The sequence below is a fragment of the Clostridium sediminicola genome (genome assembly GCF_050402865.1).
GTDB lineage: Bacteria > Bacillota > Clostridia > Clostridiales > Clostridiaceae > Clostridium_AF > Clostridium_AF sediminicola.
Genome location: NZ_BAABMF010000005.1, coordinates 215772 through 235291 on the forward strand (window position 1 = coordinate 215772; position 19520 = coordinate 235291).

A 19520-nucleotide genomic window follows, 5' to 3' on the forward strand; every position below is an offset into this window, starting at 1 on the left:
GAATAAATATCTTTTGCTAAGCAAAAAGATTTTTTATATCTTTTGTTTAATTAAAAACTTTCGTTTACGAAAGGTATCCACAACTTGTCACTTATCACTTGTAACTTGTCACTAAAAATTGCGAAACTCTTTTCTTCACAATTTATAAATGTTCTGTAAAACATTGATATCAACACTTATAAAACAAATACAAATTAAAATAATTTATATTTTAATTTATTTATAACAATCAATTTATCACCTAAAATTAAATCTCTTTCTCTTTACTCGCTATATATTTATTTAGTGCATTTAAGTAAGCTTTAGCACTTGCTTCTATAATATTTGTACTCATGCCTCTACCTACATATTTTTCTCCATCTTTTCCAACCATAACTCTAACATCACCTAGTGCATCTCTTCCACCAGTTATAGCTTTTAAAGAAAAATCTAATAATTCCATTTCTTCTCCAAGTGATCTCTCAATTGCTTTGAAAATAGAATTAATTGGTCCATCACCAATAGCTGCTTCTTCATATGTTTCTGTTTCACTAACAACTTTAACAGTAGATGTGGCACTTATTTTATTTCCTGTACTTATGTGGAATTCTTCTAATGTATATTTTGCTTTTGTTTCTATAACTTCTTCATGTATAATCGCTTCTATATCTTCGTCTAAGATTTGTTTCTTTCTATCAGCAAGATCTTTGAATTTCACAAATGCCTCATTTAATTTTTCTTTATCCAAATTATAACCCAATTCATTGATTCTATCTTCAAAAGCATGTCTTCCTGAATGTTTTCCAAGGATCATTACATTATCTTTCAAACCAATTGATTCTGGAGTCATAATTTCATAAGTTGTTCTATTATTTAAAACTCCATGTTGATGAATTCCTGATTCATGAGCAAAAGCATTTGCCCCTACGATTGCTTTATTCTGTTGTATCATTACTCCAGTTGAACGACTGACCAGTGTAGATATTCTATGAATATTTTCTGTCTTAATTCCTGTTTCACATTGATAAAAGTCTTTTCTAGTTCTTAATGCCATAACAAGTTCTTCAAGTGCGGCATTACCAGCTCTTTCACCTAATCCATTAATTGTACACTCTATTTGATCTGCACCATTCTGCAGTGCTGCTAAAGAGTTTGCCACAGCTAAACCTAAATCATTGTGACAATGAACTGAAATTTTAGCTTTATCGATATTTTTTACATTTTCTTTTATTCCTTTAATGAATGCTCCAAACTCATCAGGCGTTGTATACCCTACTGTATCTGGAATATTTAAAGTAGTTGCACCTGCGTCTATAACAGTTTCTAAAACTCTGTACAAAAATTCAGGTCTAGTTCTACTACCGTCTTCAGGAGAAAATTCTATATCTTCACAAAGGCTTCTTGCATAAGTCACCATTTCTTTTGCTTTTTGTATAACTGTTTCTTCATCCATTTTTAATTTATACTTCATGTGTATATCAGAAGTTGCAATAAAAGTGTGTATTCTTGGTTTAGCAGCATATTGTACAGCTTCCCATGCTCTATCAATATCTTTTTTATTAGCTCTTGCAAGTGCTGCAACTGAACACTTTTTAATTTCTTTCGCTATAGCTGACACTGCTTCAAAATCACCTATTGATGTTATAGGAAAACCAGCTTCTATAACATCTACTCCTAACTTCTCTAATTTCCTTGCTATTTCAATTTTTTCTTCTCTGTTCAAACTAACACCTGGTGTTTGCTCCCCATCTCTAAGTGTTGTGTCAAAAATAATTACTCTTTTCATTAAGAATGCCCCCTTTGTTTTGAACTCCGTAAAGTAAATAAATTCTATTAAACCCATATTTTATAAATAAGTGCAATAAAAAAACAGACCCTACTCCATTGGAGCGTCTGCGCGCGGTACCATCCAAAATTTCTCTTAATTGAATAACGGCTTAGCCGATAGGATTTCTTTTCCTATTGCTCATAGACAAGTTCAATAATCGATTATCCAGGGTTCTCAGCTTTTTCCCTTCTCTGTAAAACATCTAACTATTTACTACTTCTAGTCATTGCATATTATATGAAATTTTAAACATGCTTTTGAATAAATATAACTTATTCAGTATGATAAATCATTTCATTAAATCTGTCAACATAAAATTTTGTTCTATTTTTATATAAAAATTTTGTCTTTTTATTAATTTGTGTTTTTTTTCATATTTAATATTACTACTATCATCATTGCTAAAGCAGATATAATATCTCCTATACTCATAACGGTTCTTCTTAAAAATGTTGAAGGAATTATATCTCCTAAATAAGCAAATTTAGTACTTGAGTCTATTAATTTATATAATCCAGTTTGAGTCGTTTCAACATTCAACCCCGCACTTTTCAAAGCTTCTGCACTAATTGGCATAGCTCCTCCATTAGCAAATATCGGTATTGCATTTAATAAAAAACCAAACCCCATTACAACAATAAATTTATCTTTTCTATTAAAATATATAAAAGAAAATATTAATATATACATTATAAAATCAACAACTAAAGTTAAAGTTCCTTTTTCTACTACTCCATTTTTAGTTAAAATAATTATAAAAAATTCAATTATAAACGCAATAAATATAAAACTAATTTTATTTAATTTTAAGTTTTCTAAATTTTTCAAACTACCTTTTAATAATAATCCAATTATTATAGCCAAAACTATAGCCATTACAAACATTTTGCCACCTCATACTATAGAGATTCATCATAAAACTTTTTTATTTATTTTTTTATTAATAGCACTTAAGTAAGCTTTTACAACCATTGGGTGAAATTGTGTACCAGAATTATTTTTTATTTCTTCTATTATACGTTCTTCAGGTAAAGCCTTTCTATATGGTCTATCTGTTGCCATAGCATCAATAGCATCAGCTAACTGAACTATAAAAACATCAAGTTCTAATTGATCATGCGATTTACCTACTGGATATCCTTTACCATCATATCTTTCATGGTGATATCTTACAATAGTTGTTATTTTGCTTAAGTTTTTTACATCTTTTAAGATTGTATAACCTATTTCAGGATGAGCTTTTATTATTGCAAATTCATCATCCTCGAGTTTTCCTGGTTTTAATAATATATTATCAGAAACACCAATTTTACCCACATCATGTAACAAAGATGCTACTCTAAGTTCTTCAATTTTCCATTCAGTATATTTTAATTCTTTTGCTATCATCGTAACAATATCAGCAACTCTTTGTGAATGGCCTTCTGTATATTGATCCCTAGCTTCTAAAGACCGAGTTAACGCATTAACTAACTGAATATATTGCTCTTTTGTTTCTAAGAATAATGAATATGTATATCTTGCCAAAACTGTTGGAAAAAACATCAACATAACACCAATATAGTTATACTCATTAAATACCACCACAATAATTAAAGCGAAAGGTATCATTGCAACAATATTTAAGATCATAATTCTTGCATTATTAAAAAACCAATATACGAAATTTTTACCACTCATTAAAGATGATAGAATCGATATTAGTAAAGTGTTTGTAAGAAACAATATTAGACTAAAAAACATAATATAAACTATATTTTTTAATAAAAATACTCCTCCAAAGCTTCCACCTAAAGTTATGTAGAAATAATTTCCAACTAATAATGGTAGTATCAAAAAACAATAATTTGATAATGTACCATAAAAAGGTGTGTTAAGTATATGTGAATATTTCTTTTTTTCTCCTTTAGCAACTCTAAATGTAAATCCAATAATCTTTATAATAATTGCATTGAAAGCTCCAAATAAAATATATGAAGATAATGTTATAGCAAAAGAAGTGCTAAATGACATTTTTTTGTATACAACCGTTAACGATTCAGTCAACATTACCAATATTGAGAAAAAAATTATTTTTTTAAAGTCTATTAGTCTAATTTCCAAATATCCTGTTTTCAAAAACAAATAAAAAAACAAACTAGTAGTTAAATAAGTTATGAGTAAAAAAACCTTGATTTTTAAAGGCAACCTTTTCATAGCTTCCTCCTCTATTTAAAGACCGATTACATTTATTTAATTATTTACCACATCCAAGTAGCTTCAGAACCACCAGCTATTGCCAATGCTAATAATGCCATTATAGCAGGTAAGTATTTTCTTATTTTCACTTTACATTCCTCCCTCATATTGGATTAACAAGGCTCCGCTATAACTTGCCATAGTTAGCTCCGCTAAGAAAAGGAATAAAAAAATAATTTAATTAATTTAATTTTTGTAATCGGTCCTTAATGCATTACAAAGAACTGCTCTTTTCAATTTTTCTATTAATTGCATCTAAAGTTGCTTTACATATTGCTACGTTTATATCATTTTTATCTATTGAGGCTCCTATTAGTAATTCTTCATTGCCTTTGTAGAACATATTTACAAATACATTTGCATAAACCACATTTCTATTATTATTAACCTCTACATCTTGAATATCAAACATCATAACATGTCCAGTAATTTTTTCCACAGCTTTTATTGTAGAACGAGCGATTAATTTATATCTATTACTTAAAGTTTTTACACCTAATTCAGTCACTCCGTATATATTGCCTTCATAAGAAAGGTTAACAGTGCATTCTGCAACATTTTCTTCAGTTTTTATTGATATTGCATCTAATTTTATTCTTTTTATCTTTAAAGTATCATCCGTTTGAATCTGAGCTATACTTAATGTTTTTCTATCTATTCTGTAATCGTATGCAGCTATCAGACAAGACTCAATATCTCTTACAATCTGTTTTGGAGATCTCATCCTATTTGCTAAAATGTGTACTTCTTTTATATCGTCATTTTCTTGTATAATTTTAACATTAATAATTCCGTCAATTTTTTTGATAATACTTTCATATTCAGCAATCATAGTATCTAATCTCCTTTATACATATTAATATTATAATAATATGTTATATACCCTTTGTAAATATTTTATTTAATACTATAAAAATTTCTATTAATTTACTTCTACAAATCTATTATACAAGCTAACATAAAATTTAACAATCAGATTTTACTAAGAAAATATCAAAAAATAAAAAATATGGTCATCAAATGTCTAAAATTGAGTTATTTGATAACCATACTAAAATTCAATATTAAAATTATAACATCATAAATGCAGCGCTATAATCATTACCACATTCATTAAGCTCTTCTTTATTATTTTTAAAATTTCTGATATATTCATAGTAATTTCTATCTGAATCACTTAAAACTTTTTTCTCAACAAGTGTTTTTTTACCATTTGATTCCTTTGTTGATTTGTTCATCTTCATAGAAAAGCCCCCTTTTATTTTAAATTTTGTGCCCCAAAATTTATATTTATATAGATTTTAGCATAGGGGTTTTTCATTAACAATAAGATATTATGCTTACTTCATAACAATAATTCTATAAATTTTTTATAAATTTTCACTACCAAGTGTATTTATAAATTTATTGCTCAAACATTGTAAAATAAACGTTTTCACAACTATTGATTTAGCAATATTTTTTTCTAATTAATTATTTCCTTTTTAGCTTTCAGAATTCCTATATAATAAAAATATGCCATGAAAGTTATAAATAAACTTTCATGGCTCTTTAATCATCCATAATAAATCTTAAGTTCAAAATATTTTACTAATCTCCAAATGATATTCCTATACTCTTAGCAGCTTCAACAACTTCACCTTTAGGATTGACAAGTTTTATTGCACCTATAACATTTTCAAGATGCTCATAACTCATGTTTCTTCCTCTTAAACAAACCATATTTCCGAATTTACTTTTATTTAGTAATTCTACAGCTTCTACTCCATATCTAGTTGACAAGATTCTATCAAAAGTTGATGCCATTCCACCTCTTTGAATATGTCCTAGAACTGTACATCTAATTTCATGGTTCTTTATGATTTGTTCTAAATCATAGGCAAGCTTGTTGCCTATTCCACCCAATCTAATTGGATCAGGACTATCTGCGACGATTTTGTGAACTACCACATCTCCACCTTTAGGTTTAGCACCTTCAGCAACAACAATAATGCTAAACAACTTACCTCTATCTTCTCTATCTTTTATTTTTTCCACTACTTTATCGATATTATATGGTATTTCTGGAAGCAAAATAACATCTGCTGAACCAGCAATTCCAGATTCTAAAGCAATCCAACCTGCATTTCTTCCCATAACTTCAAGAATCATTATTCTATGATGTGAAGCTGCTGTTGTATGCAATCTATCTAATGCATCAGTTGCTACATTAATTGCTGAATTAAAACCAAAAGTAACATCAGTAGACGCAAGATCATTATCAATAGTTTTAGGTACTCCAATCACTTTTACACCTTTTCTCCCAAAATCTCTTGCACTAGTTAACGTACCGTCACCACCAATTACCACTAATGCATCAACGTTTTCTTTTCTTAGATTTTCTATAGCTACATCAGATACATCTTTTCTTACTATTTTTCCATCCTCTTCTACTGAATAATCAAAAAGATTATCTTTATTTGAACTAAACAACATAGTACCACCTTGATGCTGAATACCTGAAACGGTTTTTAAAGTTAACGGCATAAAGTCATTATTATATAAACCTCTATATCCAAATTTATATCCTATAACATCAAGACCATATTTCAAAATAGCTGTTCTTGTGGCGCCTCTTATAACTGCATTAAGCCCTGGACAATCTCCTCCACCAGTTAATAGAGCAATTTTTTTAATACCATTTTTCATCATATTAATCCCCTCCAGCTAAATCTACTAATAATATTATTCCAATATAACTATATAATTATTATGATAACTTTAAATTAGATTAATGTAAATGCTATTTTGGCAATTTTGTAAATTTTCACAATTTTCTAAACTAGTTTTTATAATTCAATTATATCAGCTGGATTTATTCTAATTATTCTTTCTAATTCTTTTGCATATTGTTTAATTGTTATGTCACTGATTGAATTAGACTTTTTGTAAGTAACTTCTTCAATAAAATTCTCTACAATTTCTCTACTAATTTTGTAACTAAATATTGATAGTGTTTTAAGTTTAAAAAACTCGAAATATATATCTTTTTCCTCAATCCATTGGTCATAAGATGAAATATTTTTGCATATTATATTTATCACTGTATCAAACATTTTATTTATTTCTTCAACAATATTGTCATAAATAAATTTCACCGAGTCAATGTATTTGAAGTTTTTTGCTATTTGCAACATTAGTTCATCAAGTATTGTCTCTGCCTCTTCTATACTAAATATTTTTGTCAAATGCCACAAATTATGATTCTCATAGAATCGATTTTTCAAGTAGTCTATAAATGTTTCAAAATCTTCAGCATTATTTCCTAATTCTATTTCAAATAGTATTCTAAAAAACAAATTCCATTCAAAATCAATATTAATAGAATTTAAAATTTCTTTACCTAATGTAATAGAAAAATCATCTTTTAGTATAATATCTCTCTCAAACTTTAGTTCACTATCAAAGTCAATACTATTCTTAGAGATTTCATTTAATCTTGTTAACGTTGTTATTAATGTCTTATTATAGTCATCCAAGTTTTCCGCTTTATTAGATCTGAATATATATTTCATTATTGTGTCACAAGAATTTCTAAAATCAACAATAAATCCTATATTACCCTTCATTCTTGTTGAAAATATATCATATATCATTTTAGAAAGTACAGTTTCTAACTGGGCTTTTCTAACCGCAGGACTTATTGCATTCATTTTTTTAAATTGGTTATCTATCATTAATAATTGATTATCTATCATTGATAAGTTTTTCTTTATTGATCCTAGAATATTCTTCATAAAATCATCATTACCTACATAATTGTTGTTTTTATAAACTACTTTATGTTCTATTTCTCCCCAAAAAATATTGACAAGAGATTTTATTTGAACTTCAAAATTAATTTTTTTATTGTGATATTCATAATATCCATCTATTCTAAAAATTTTAAACCCATTTTTTTGATGTTGGGGTTGTAACGTAGTCAATTCTAACCTTATGCTTTTGTCTACTTCATTATAATAATATCCTTCTTCATCAACTTTATTAAAAAACTTCTTTAATGCTTTATATACATTTTCTTCATCTTCAATAAATCTACATTCAATTCTTATACCTATTAAGTCCGATAAATTTGACAAAAGCTCCTCTGCTGAATCATACTTCTTGTAATATGTATTTCTTAAAATCTTTTCTTTCAAACTTTCTGTAGATTTTAATCTTGAATTAATATTTGAATAATCAGTTTCACTAGCTAGCAAAATTTCATGAAAGTATAGTTCTAAATCTGTTACTGCAATTTCTAATTGATTCTTCATATTTTCCAACAAATCTGTAACTTCATCTATAAAAGTAAATAGTCTTAATTCCATATTTTCCTCCTACAATTCCTAAATATTATAGTATGTAAATTATATCATAACTTTTAATTTTCCTCATTCTGGAAAGCATACATAAGTATTTCTTCTACCTTTATTCCATTATAACAATCTTTTAATCTGCTATATTTTTTTTTCAATCTTTTATAAAATCCATTCATAAATCTTGGTGTATACGGAAAATAATTTTTTATCTCATTATAATAACATCCACTATAAAATTTCTTGTTTTTAGCTATTGCAAAATATATTAACAGTATACAATTCTTTCGTATTATATCTTTTAAAACATCAATATTATCTCCACTAAACTCTTTCATGTCATCAGTCAATTTTAATGTAAAATTTATCAAGCTATTTGTTATGCTATCAAGTGGATATTTTGTAGCAATTTGAGATATTATCGTCATATGATTATTGTCATAATCTTCTTTAGCATCCTGTAAATCATCACAAATTTGTAGTAGGATTCCATATCCAAAGAAAAAAAACGCATTTTTCTTACTGAGATTACCATTGACTAAATAGCCATCTGCTAAAACTGAACTTCCTCCTTTTTCAAAGCTTATACCCAAAATATCTTTTTCATATGGTACAGATTTTTTATCTTGTTGTATTATACTCTTCCTTTGAGCATTATGTATTAACAATAAGCTTTGAAAGACTTCTGAGTACTCTTTTCGCTCATACTGGCTTTCAATTCTACTGACTAAATTAAAAATATCTATCTCATATTCATTTTCAGGTGAAATTTTTTCCCCTTTTAATCTAACTTCAAATCTACTATTAAAGTTTTTCTTACACTCCATAGAAATATTATTATCATCTAAATAATTATCAGTATACGGGTATAACATACTATACCCAAACATTGCTGGAGTAAACTCTACTTTTTTATTTAACAATAATTGAATTATATTCATAATCCATACATTCCTCATAGCCTGTCCAATATCCTCCATAGCCATTGAATCATTGAAGGATCTAGCTTCATTAACAAACTCCTCAGTACTCTTCATTAACTCCTTGCTAAATAAAATATCCTTATGCTTCTTATCAATTATATTTGATGAATTAACAAAATTAGTAATTAATGTATTAACTTTTTCCTTCCAGATAATTTTCTCTTTTGGGCCCGCAGGAAATTTTTCAATATATTCAATAAATGTTTTTATAAATTTTTCTGTTTCTCTCTCTTTTTTTTTCTTATACCAATAACCTGTTTTTAACCCTAGTTCATGAAAATTTTTATCAGTTTCCCACCACATTTCTTTATACTGTTCTAAAAATATTTTACATTGATTATTAATACTTGACTTAATCATTAAAATTTTCTCCTAATATTTTAGATTGGATTTATTGTTATTATACTATATCAAATGTTATTTAAGAATAATACTTTAACAAATTAAATTAATTTTTGAATTTAACATTGCTGAAACATAATTGACACAAAACTTTATTATAATTTAATTATAGTTAAAACCTATCTCCCTAAAATTAATGATATAAATTAAACCAGCATCCATTACTGAATGCTGGTTTAATATTATATTTCTAATCAAGTTTTTTTATTTCATTCGTTTCTCCATATAAACAAAAGCTATCATATCCTTGTGCCTTTAAGTTATCTAATTGCTTACCTAATTTCTTTCCTTTTGGAATTAAAGCTACAGTATTTTCTTCTACTCTCAAATCATCAGATTTTTCAATAACATCAATTAACTTATCTTTTTTCTTATCAAATAAAAATGCTATTTTTGAAAAATTGTTAGGTATTTTGAAATTTCTATCCTGCATTATAGCAAGAATTCTTTCAAAGCCAATAGAAAATCCTACTGCTGGAACATCATTTTTCATAAAACGTCCAATCATTTTATCATAACGTCCGCCACCTGCAATAGAAACTCCTAAACCCTCACACTCTACTTCATATATTAATCCTGTATAATATCCCATACCTCTAACTATAGTAGGATCAAATTTGATTTTATACTTTCCTTTTGACTGTTTTTGTACAATAGTTATTAAATTTTCTAAAGGATTTAAAACATCTGCTTCTATTCCAAACTTTTGCATGTCTTTAATTTCAATTCCTTTTGTAATATCTTCAACTATGCTTATAAAATTCCCAACTATTTCAGGACTATATTCTTTGCTATTAAGTTCCTTTTCTACTCCTTCTAGTCCAATTTTATCAAGTTTGTCGAAAGTTATACATACACTATTAACATCATTATCTGTAAATCCTGCATATTTTATTAATCCTGAAAGAATTCTTCTATCATTTATACGAATTATAAAATCATTAAAATCTAAAGCTAATAATGCCTCTGAAGTTGTTAAAATAAGTTCTATCTCTGCAACTTCACTTTCTTCACCAATTATATCAATATCACATTGATAAAACGAACGATATCTTCCTTTTTGTGGTCTTTCAGCTCTAAACACTTCACCTATTTGCATTCCTTTAAAAGTAGTAGGTAACTTACTAAAATTATTGGCATAGTATCTACTCAAAGGTAATGTTAGATCATAACGTAACCCCATATCAACTAAGTCCATTTCCTTTAAATTATCATTAGTTAAATTAAGTTTATTACCTCTTTTTAATATTTTATAAATTAATTTTAAATTTTCTCCACCTTCACTACCTAATAGCAAATCAATATTTTCCAATATTGGTGTTTGTATTCGTGTAAAACCATGTCTTCTGTATACCTTCATAATTACATCCGTTACATAATCTCTTAGCTCCATATCCTGAGGCCCAAAATCTCTTGTTCCTCTCACAGGATTAGTATTAATTTTCATGCTTTTTCCTCCTATTCGTTGTTATAAATTATTTTTAAATTATCTAAATTAGTGCAAACAAAAGTCCTGCCAATATCACACATCGACAGGACAATAGATTCTCTAGAATAAATCCTTCCCATTGATGCATGCACAAATAGCGCCTGCACCCATAAGAATTTTAGGCACAACCGCTTAGGTAATATGATGATGAAATTTTATTTTCCATAAATCTAATTTAGTATTTTTCATATAAACCCTCACCTATAATGAATCAAAAAATGATTCTAATTCTTTATAACTTTATATACATTATAATTATTCTTCTCATAATTATCAAGATTTTATTTAAATTTATTTAATATCCTATTATTTAAATAAGTAAATAGCCCTAAGGTATATATAGTTTAGTTATTAACCTCAGGTTCTTTTGATTCATAACCATTCAAATCAACAGTTACAGTTTTCATAATTACATCTTTTAATGGTTTATCTTTAGAATTTGTTTCAACCGTTACAATTTTATCTATAACATCTAATCCTCTAAATACTTTTCCAAAAGCTGCATATTTTCCATCTAATGATGGGTACTCTTTATGCATAATAAAAAACTGAGAACCTGCAGAATTTGGATCTTGAACTCTTGCCATAGAAATTACTCCTGGAGTATGCTTAAGCGTATTTTTAAAACCATTGGAATCAAATTCTCCATCAATTGAATACCCTGGCCCACCCATTCCTGTACCTTCTGGGTCTCCACCTTGAATCATAAATCCTTCAATAACTCTATGAAAAATAAGGCCATCATAAAACTTTTTATCTATTAATGAAATAAAATTATTCACTGTATTCTCTGCTACTTCAGGATAAAGTTCTAATAGTATTTGTGAATCATCTTGTAATGTAATAGTTATAATAGGTAGTCCTTCCTCCGGCTGATAGTTAATATCTACTTCATCATTTAATTTGTTTTCTGCACAACCACTAACTATAAACATTACTATCAGTATGCTAAACAATATATATATAACTCTTCTCATTCTCATAACTATTCTCCTTTTTATATTTACTATGCAAACAACAACAAACTTAAGGCCATCACTGCCATTCCGGAGACTAAGCCGTATATGGCAATATGATGTTCACCATATTTCTCTGCAGTAGGCAAAAGTTCATCAATCGAAATGAATACCATAATTCCAGCTACAACTGCAAATAAAACACCAAAAACTACATCATTAAAATATTTATATAGTAGTGTATAACCAATCAATGCACCAACTGGCTCAGATAAACCGGATAGTACTGATAAAAAAAAGGATTTCTTTTTATCTCCAGTAGCATAATACAGTGGGACAGATACAGCAATTCCTTCAGGAATATTATGTATAGCAATTGCTACAGCAATACTAATTCCAAGTGTAGGATCCTGTAAAGCTCCAGTAAAGGTCGCAAGGCCTTCTGGAAAGTTATGTATTGCAATTGCTAATGCTGAAAACATACCCATTCTAAGAAGCTCGCTTTTCTTTTCTACTCCATCAGAATCTTTAATATCTTCAATACTCCTTGGTTCATGAGGATTTTCAAAAGAGGGAACTAGTTTGTCTATTAATGCAATAATAGCAATGCCTGCAAAGAAAGATATAGTAGTAATCCAATACCCTTTGGTACTACCCAGTGCTAATTCTAATGAATCTCTTGCTTTCACAAAAATCTCCACCATTGATACATATATCATAACTCCAGCTGAAAAGCCTAATGCTCCAGATAAAAACTTTGTATTAGTCTTTTTGGCAAAAAAAGCTAGCGCGCTTCCAATACCCGTAGATAATCCTGCAAATAAAGTTAATCCAAATGCAAAAAGTACATTATTCAAAAGATCACCTCTCTTATTTTAGATTTTTTAATAATATTATCTATTATACTATAGAGTTAAGCTATTATAAATATTGTCTTATAATATTTATTATTATAAAGCATATTTCTATACTTGTTGAAATATTTCAACATGTTATAATAAAGCTTAAGATTTATAAACTTTAGGATGGGGATTTTTTATGAATAAAAAAGATATTAATAATAACGAAAGTATACAGAAAATTACTGTTAAATTAGCACTACCCGCTATAACCGAAATGCTTCTTCAAACATTTATGGGTGTAGCAGACACTGCAATGGTTGGCAGTTTGGGTGGATACGCTATTGCGGCAGTTAGCTTATCTGATAATCCTATTATGGTTATGCTGGCATTTTTTGCTGCTATAAGTGTTGGTACTACAGCTTTAGTTGCTAGATTTGTAGGGGCTAAAGAACATAAAAACGTTAAATATGCAATAACTCAGTCTTTGTACTTAAGCATATTCTTTTCAATTATATTTACAATTGGAGCATTATTTCTTTCAAAAAATATAGTTGTTTGGATGGGTGCAGAAAAAGATGTAATCCCTTTTGCAATAACTTATTTAAGAATAATATTGTTAGGTTTACCCGCTCTTATAATTACTATGATAATGTCTGGAGCCTTAAGAGGGGCAGGAGATACAAAAACTCCTATGATTGTAAATGGATTGTCCAATATTATTAATGTTATTTGCAATTTTATATTAATATTTAATAACAGGACTATTTCTTTCAATATTCCTTTATTAAATAAAGAAATGTCTATATTTTTACCTGGTGCAAATTTAGGCGTAACCGGTGCTGCCATTGCCACTACTCTTGGTAGAATAATCGCTTTGATTTTAATTTTGAAAGTACTTTTTAGTAAAAATAATAATTACAAAATTACACTTTTTAAGGATTTTAAAATAGATTTTTCAATTCTAAAAAGAATATTGAAAGTAGGAATGCCTGCTGCAGGAGAACAACTAATATTTCGTTTTGCACAACTTGTTTTTTTCAGAATGGTGGCTTCTCTAGGAACTGTAATGGTAGCCGCTCATAAAATTGCGTTAACAGCAGAATCATTATCATTTATGCCTGGATGGGGTTTTGCTCTTGCAGCAACTACTTTAGTAGGACAATCTCTAGGAGAAGATGACCCTGATAAAGCTAAGAAAGGTGGCTATACCGCCGCATATATGGCTTGTATCGTTATGACTGCATTTGGAGTATTATTTTTCTTATTCCCAAAAATCTTTATTATAATTTTCACTAGAGACTCAGAAATAATAAATAACGCAGTTATTTGTCTACAACTAGTTGCTCTTTCACAACCATTTCTAGCTGCAACCATGGTTTTTGCTGGTGCTCTTAGAGGTGCTGGAGACACAAAAATTGTACTAGTAATTACAACAATGACAGCCTGGGGTATACGAGTAGGTTTAGGATATTACTTAGCTTTTACAATGAACTTAGGTTTAGCCGGCGCATGGGCAGCTATGGCACTTGATCTTACCATTAGAGGAATAGTATTTTTTATCATTTTTAAAAGAGGAAAGTGGCAAAAAATCAAGGTTTAGAAACGTAAGAATTAATACTTTTATTCTAAAGTTAATTTACGATAGGAATAAAATACAAGGAATTTAGTTGTAAGTTGTAAGTGGTAAGTTAATGATAATTTTCTTGCAGAAAATCTTTAACTAAGCCTTTGTTATCATCCCTAACATAAATGATTCCTTTTGCTATGCAAAAGGAATCATTTATCTTTTATTTAATTAAAAGCTTTCGCTTGCGAAAGGTATCCTTAACTTACAACTTAAACCTTACAACTTACAACTATTATAAATTGCTCAGCAATTTATAATTATTATTTATTTTCCTCAAAATCTCTATACAATAAACTAGGCTGTATTCCTTTATTATCCTGATATTTCCCACTACTATACTTATCATAATCGCCTTCTATTGAATGATAATATATTTGACAGATTTCAACATTAGGATAAATACGTATAGGTTGCACACAGAATATTTCTAGTGTCCAAAAGCCACTAAAACCTACATCTCCAAATCCAGCAGTTACATGGATAAATAATCCTAATCGACCGATTGAAGATCTTCCTTCAAGCATAGGTACATGAGCATCAGCTCTAGTATATTCTACAGTTCTTCCAAGATACAATTTACCAGGTTCTAACAACAATCCCTCCGGTGGTATAATGATACTTTTTGCTTTATTCTCTTTTTTCATATCTAAAATAGAGTCTTCATATACAAGCAGTTCGTTATATAATGTTAGGTTATAGCTGTTTGGATTAAGTTGACTCTCTTTAAAAGGTTCAATATATATATCTTTCCCTAATCTATTCTTTATTTCTTTTCCTGACAAAATCATTTTATAGCCCCTCCTATTATTTAAATACAAATTGTTTTATCCTTATACATAATACCATAAATAAAAACCATACTAAGATTTCTCTTAATATGGTAATAGTTTTTACTACATAAGATAATATTATATCGATTTATTTAGTAAATCTTCTTGCTGTATAATAATCTGATCTACTAGAAAGTGTTGATATTTTTATTACATCACCTGTACGCGGAGCATGTATATATGAATTATTACCAACATAAATTCCAACATGATGTACTGCTCTTCCTGGCTTTGCGAAAAACACTAAATCCCCTGGTCGTAAATTAGATCTTGAAACACGAGTACCCGCCTTAGCTTGAGATCTTGAAGTTCTTGGTATCTTAATACCAAAGTGTGCCATAACATACTTTGTAAACCCTGAACAATCGAATGAGTTTGGTCCTGTAGCTCCCCATCTATATGGTCTACCAAGAAAATTCGATGCATAAGCAACAATAGCATTAGAAGATACATTTGCAGCTCCTCTTGATGGGTTATATTTTGGCACTTTAGCTCTAGCTGCTTCTATAAGTTTCTTAGTTTTTGCAATTTGGCTTTTATCTGAAGCTACAACATTAGCATATGCAGTTAATTCTTTTTTTGCTTCGTCTATTAAAGTTTGCTGAGCCTTCTTATCATTCTTGAGCTTGTCCATCTTTTCTTTTTGAGTAGAAATCATTAAAGATAATTCACTCTTTTTTTCTTCCATTAATTTCTTAGTATTTTCAATCTCAGTTCTCTTTGCTTTCAAACTCGCAATTATTTCTGCGTCAACCTCAGATATTGTTTTCATTGTTTGTATTCTAGAAAATAAATCACTAAGTGTATCAGAACCTAATAGTAGTTTTACTTCACTTGTTTTTCCACCCATATACATAGCAGACATTCTATTATTATATAAATCTTTTTCTGCTTCCATATCTGCTTCTGCTTGTCTTATTTGTTCAATTGAATCTTGTATTTTTTTTTCTGTATCTGCAATCTTACCATTTAACTCTTCTATTTCTAACATAGTATTTTCAATTTGATAATCAAATTCTTCAATTTTAGAATCTATTTCTTCTACGATTTTTTTTGCTTTATTTAAGTTGCTTTGAGATTGTTTTAGTTCATTCTGTTGTTTTTTTAATTTTGATTGCAAAGTATCTGCGAAAACAACTGTCTTTGTGCATGTTGAAAATATAATAAAACCAGATAAAACTATTGTTATAAACCTTTTACGCATAAAAAAATCTCTCCTTCAATATCAACTCTACTCCATTATAACACTTTAAGACAATTTTTTCAGTAAATTTTTCTAATAAAGTTATAATTTTTGTTTAGTCCCACTGTCATACAAACTTTTATTAATCGTTTTTTATTTTTAAACTATTTTATTACAGAATTATAATAATGTAAGTTTCCTATTAAAACTGTAATAATAGATTAATGGACTATCTTTTAGTTTATTTATACAATAAAAAATCGTTCAGATAATCTGAACGATCCTAATTTCGTTGGTAGATACGATCCCGTTATCTCAAATCCACTACTAATACTTTTATTTATGATATGGTTCTCTATTTCGTTAAAACTGCGTTTTAAATTTTTTATCAAGTGTTTTATTTCTTTGATACAGGTGTCATTATATTAAAATTTAAGTCTATTTTATCTTGCACCCATAAAAACAACTGCCACTTACATATATCTCCTTCTACTATTATTGCTGAGCTATCTGCCCTATCATTGGTTGTTGCAAGCTCATATAATGTTTCTTCAGACATTGTAACTGTTACAGCTGCATCTTCCGCAAGCTTATTATTTAAATATCTAAATATTCCTCGTTTAATTTCAGTTGAGGCTACTTCTTTTCTATCTGGAATTACGAAATTAATTTTATAATCAAAATCTCCAGCTTTCAATCCATCCACTCTTATACTAAACAAATACAATACATTTTCTAGTGGTATTGCATTTAAAACATCAAAAGTAATTACTGAACGCTTAATTGGAATGATACCATAACGTAGTTCTTGAGCTCCAATTAAATATTCATTTCTCCATGGACCTGATTCTGCTATATATCCTAATTGCTCTAAAGCATCCGCACAAAGTAGCTTTGCATCTTTATTATTTGGATTTGCGTATATAACTTGTTTAGTAACTTCTGCTACCCATTGATATTCTCCCCTTTTAAAGGAGTTCTTTGCTTTTTCTAAAACAGAATTCTCTCCTCCCATGTATTCTACATATTTTTTTGCCGATTCTTCTGGAAGTAATTTATTTAAATCTACTGGATTTCCATTATACCACCCTATATATTTTTGATAAACAGCTTTTGAGTTATGACTTACAGTTCCATAAAATGAACTATCATACCACTCTTCACTTAAACTCTTAGGGAATTTAACCATTCTCCCAACCTCATCTACTGTATATCCTTTATTTATCAATCTTAAAGTTTGATCGTTTATATATTGATATAAATCTCTTTGCTTCTCCATGTAGTATATGCAATACTCGTTACCAAATCTAGGCCAATTGTGAACTTCAAATATTGATGTTAAATCACTTCCCCATAAATCTATTGCTTTTTGAATATCTTTAGCCCAAGCAACTGGATCTCTAACTTCTGCACCTCTTAAAGTATATATATTGTGAAGTGTTGCACTACAGTTTTCAGCAATACACAAAGACTTTTCACTAGGAATATATATATCCATTTCTGCCGGTGCTTCTGTATCTTCAGTCAATAGAAACTGCATTGTTACTCCATCAATTACTTTTTCTACATACTTCTGATTTGCACTTTGATGAATTTCGTGAACATTATTCATGAAGGTTACCGTCCCTGAAGAAACGTACTTTCCTATTCCACAATCTATTTGACCTTTTTCATCACGTGGCAATATTTCACCGTACATATACAAACCACGACGAGTCATTGCAACTCCCGCATTTACATTTTCTTCTATAACTGCATTAGTAAATCCTTTAGGTGCATATATCTTAATATTATTTTCCGTACTACTAGCTAAAACTCCTAATATTCCACCATAATGATCTACATGGGAATGTGAAAACAATACCGCACTGATAGGTATTTTTCCAAAATGTTCATTAACTAACTTTATTGCAGCTTCTGCTGTTTCTTGTGAAGTTAAACAATCAATTATAATCCAGCCCATATCTCCTCTAATAAAACTCATATTTGCAAGATCAAAACCTCTAACCTGATATATTTTATCTGTAACTTTAAATATACCTGAATTTAAGTTTAACTTCCCTTGTTCCCAAAGCTTTGGATTGACTGTATTAGGAGTTTTATTCTTTAATATAAAAGCATACTTTTTTAAATCCCACACAGGTACCAAAGAGCCCTCTCTCCGTATTACAGGCAATGGTACATCATCAATTACATTCTTTTTTGATAATTCCTCTTCAATTTTCAATCTTTTCCAATCAATATTACTATATGCTTCTTCATTTATTGACTTTGTTTTAACGGTAGCATTTTTTCTCCTGACATTTAGTTCTTCGGTATTATGTTTACACGTCATAGTGACACCTCCTATATTACACCACACTATACTTTATTCAGATTATTCGTTAAGTGTGATGTATAACAGAATATGCTTGGAAATATACAAGAATAAATATTGATTTTTGTAATATTTCTACTTATTATATAGTTCCCTCAATTTATCCTAATAATATATGAATAAAAAAACACGAAATCAAGTCGTGGTTTTCAATAGTGGAGACGAATAGCACTAGGAGAAATTCACCAATACTTTTATTTATTATAGGATTCACCTAATCTAAGTTATGTTTATTCCTATATTATAGCTCGTTACTTTGATTTAAAAGAAGAAAGCAATTCAAAATTGCTTTCTTTAGATAGTAGCTTTTTCCATAACTCCCCCAACTAATTCGCAAATTAGGTTTGGAATCTTCGTTAGTCGGCTTTGTTTTTGCTTTTCATGACTTACCATATCAATAATTGATGGAATATTCAGTTGAATTGAGTCATCTGCTTTTGAAAGTGTTG

At 28.7% G+C, this 19520-nt stretch carries 15 protein-coding genes; 1 reads left to right on the plus strand and 14 read right to left on the minus strand.

From position 1 onward, the window contains the following. Positions 1–247: 247 nt before the first annotated feature. The 11 genes from ACQ3F0_RS11365 to zupT form a co-directional block, all read right to left on the minus strand. Positions 248–1822 (minus strand): 2-isopropylmalate synthase, encoded by a 1575-nt coding sequence (locus tag ACQ3F0_RS11365; RefSeq protein ID WP_428865369.1) that lies wholly within the window; start codon positions 1820–1822, stop codon positions 248–250. A gap of 339 nt (positions 1823–2161) precedes the next feature. Further along, a complete protein-coding gene (locus ACQ3F0_RS11370; protein WP_428865370.1) occupies positions 2162–2692 on the minus strand; it encodes a DUF5317 family protein in 531 nt (176 codons plus the stop codon). A gap of 27 nt (positions 2693–2719) precedes the next feature. Further along, positions 2720–4003: an HD-GYP domain-containing protein gene (locus ACQ3F0_RS11375; protein WP_428865371.1), complete on the minus strand. Its 1284-nt coding sequence runs from the start codon at positions 4001–4003 to the stop codon at positions 2720–2722. Between the two features lie 256 nt (positions 4004–4259). Beyond that, on the minus strand, positions 4260–4877 hold the full coding sequence (locus tag ACQ3F0_RS11380; protein WP_428865373.1) for a hypothetical protein: 618 nt from the start codon (positions 4875–4877) through the stop codon (positions 4260–4262). Positions 4878–5115: 238 nt separating this feature from the next. Next, on the minus strand, positions 5116–5289 hold the full coding sequence (locus ACQ3F0_RS11385) for a hypothetical protein (protein WP_428865374.1): 174 nt from the start codon (positions 5287–5289) through the stop codon (positions 5116–5118). A gap of 346 nt (positions 5290–5635) precedes the next feature. After that, positions 5636–6733 carry a 6-phosphofructokinase gene (locus ACQ3F0_RS11390; RefSeq protein WP_428865420.1) on the minus strand — a complete coding sequence of 366 codons (1098 nt, stop codon included), beginning with the start codon at positions 6731–6733 and terminating at the stop codon, positions 5636–5638. 140 nt (positions 6734–6873) lie between these two features. After that, entirely contained in the window at positions 6874–8394 is a 1521-nt protein-coding gene (locus ACQ3F0_RS11395; protein ID WP_428865375.1) for a GTP pyrophosphokinase, read from the minus strand. Between the two features lie 53 nt (positions 8395–8447). Continuing rightward, on the minus strand, positions 8448–9725 hold the full coding sequence (locus ACQ3F0_RS11400) for a hypothetical protein (RefSeq protein ID WP_428865376.1): 1278 nt from the start codon (positions 9723–9725) through the stop codon (positions 8448–8450). 232 nt (positions 9726–9957) lie between these two features. Beyond that, entirely contained in the window at positions 9958–11214 is a 1257-nt protein-coding gene (hisS, locus tag ACQ3F0_RS11405; protein ID WP_428865377.1) for a histidine--tRNA ligase, read from the minus strand. Positions 11215–11600: 386 nt separating this feature from the next. Next, positions 11601–12239, minus strand: coding sequence for a peptidylprolyl isomerase (locus ACQ3F0_RS11410; RefSeq protein ID WP_428865378.1), 639 nt, complete (start codon positions 12237–12239; stop codon positions 11601–11603). Positions 12240–12262: 23 nt separating this feature from the next. Continuing rightward, a complete protein-coding gene (gene zupT, locus ACQ3F0_RS11415) occupies positions 12263–13069 on the minus strand; it encodes a zinc transporter ZupT (RefSeq protein ID WP_428865379.1) in 807 nt (268 codons plus the stop codon). 181 nt (positions 13070–13250) lie between these two features. Between zupT and ACQ3F0_RS11420 the strand changes: the two genes are divergently transcribed. After that, positions 13251–14654 carry an MATE family efflux transporter gene (locus tag ACQ3F0_RS11420; RefSeq protein WP_428865380.1) on the plus strand — a complete coding sequence of 468 codons (1404 nt, stop codon included), beginning with the start codon at positions 13251–13253 and terminating at the stop codon, positions 14652–14654. Between the two features lie 287 nt (positions 14655–14941). Here ACQ3F0_RS11420 and dcd read toward each other — a convergent pair whose 3' ends face one another. From dcd to ACQ3F0_RS11435, 3 genes are all read right to left on the minus strand, one after another. Further along, on the minus strand, positions 14942–15469 hold the full coding sequence (dcd, locus tag ACQ3F0_RS11425) for a dCTP deaminase (protein WP_428865381.1): 528 nt from the start codon (positions 15467–15469) through the stop codon (positions 14942–14944). A gap of 130 nt (positions 15470–15599) precedes the next feature. Next, complete coding sequence (locus ACQ3F0_RS11430; RefSeq protein WP_428865382.1) at positions 15600–16715, minus strand: C40 family peptidase; 1116 nt, start codon at positions 16713–16715, stop codon at positions 15600–15602. 376 nt (positions 16716–17091) lie between these two features. Further along, positions 17092–19029 carry an alkyl/aryl-sulfatase gene (locus tag ACQ3F0_RS11435; RefSeq protein ID WP_428865383.1) on the minus strand — a complete coding sequence of 646 codons (1938 nt, stop codon included), beginning with the start codon at positions 19027–19029 and terminating at the stop codon, positions 17092–17094. Between the last annotated feature and the right edge of the window lie 491 nt (positions 19030–19520).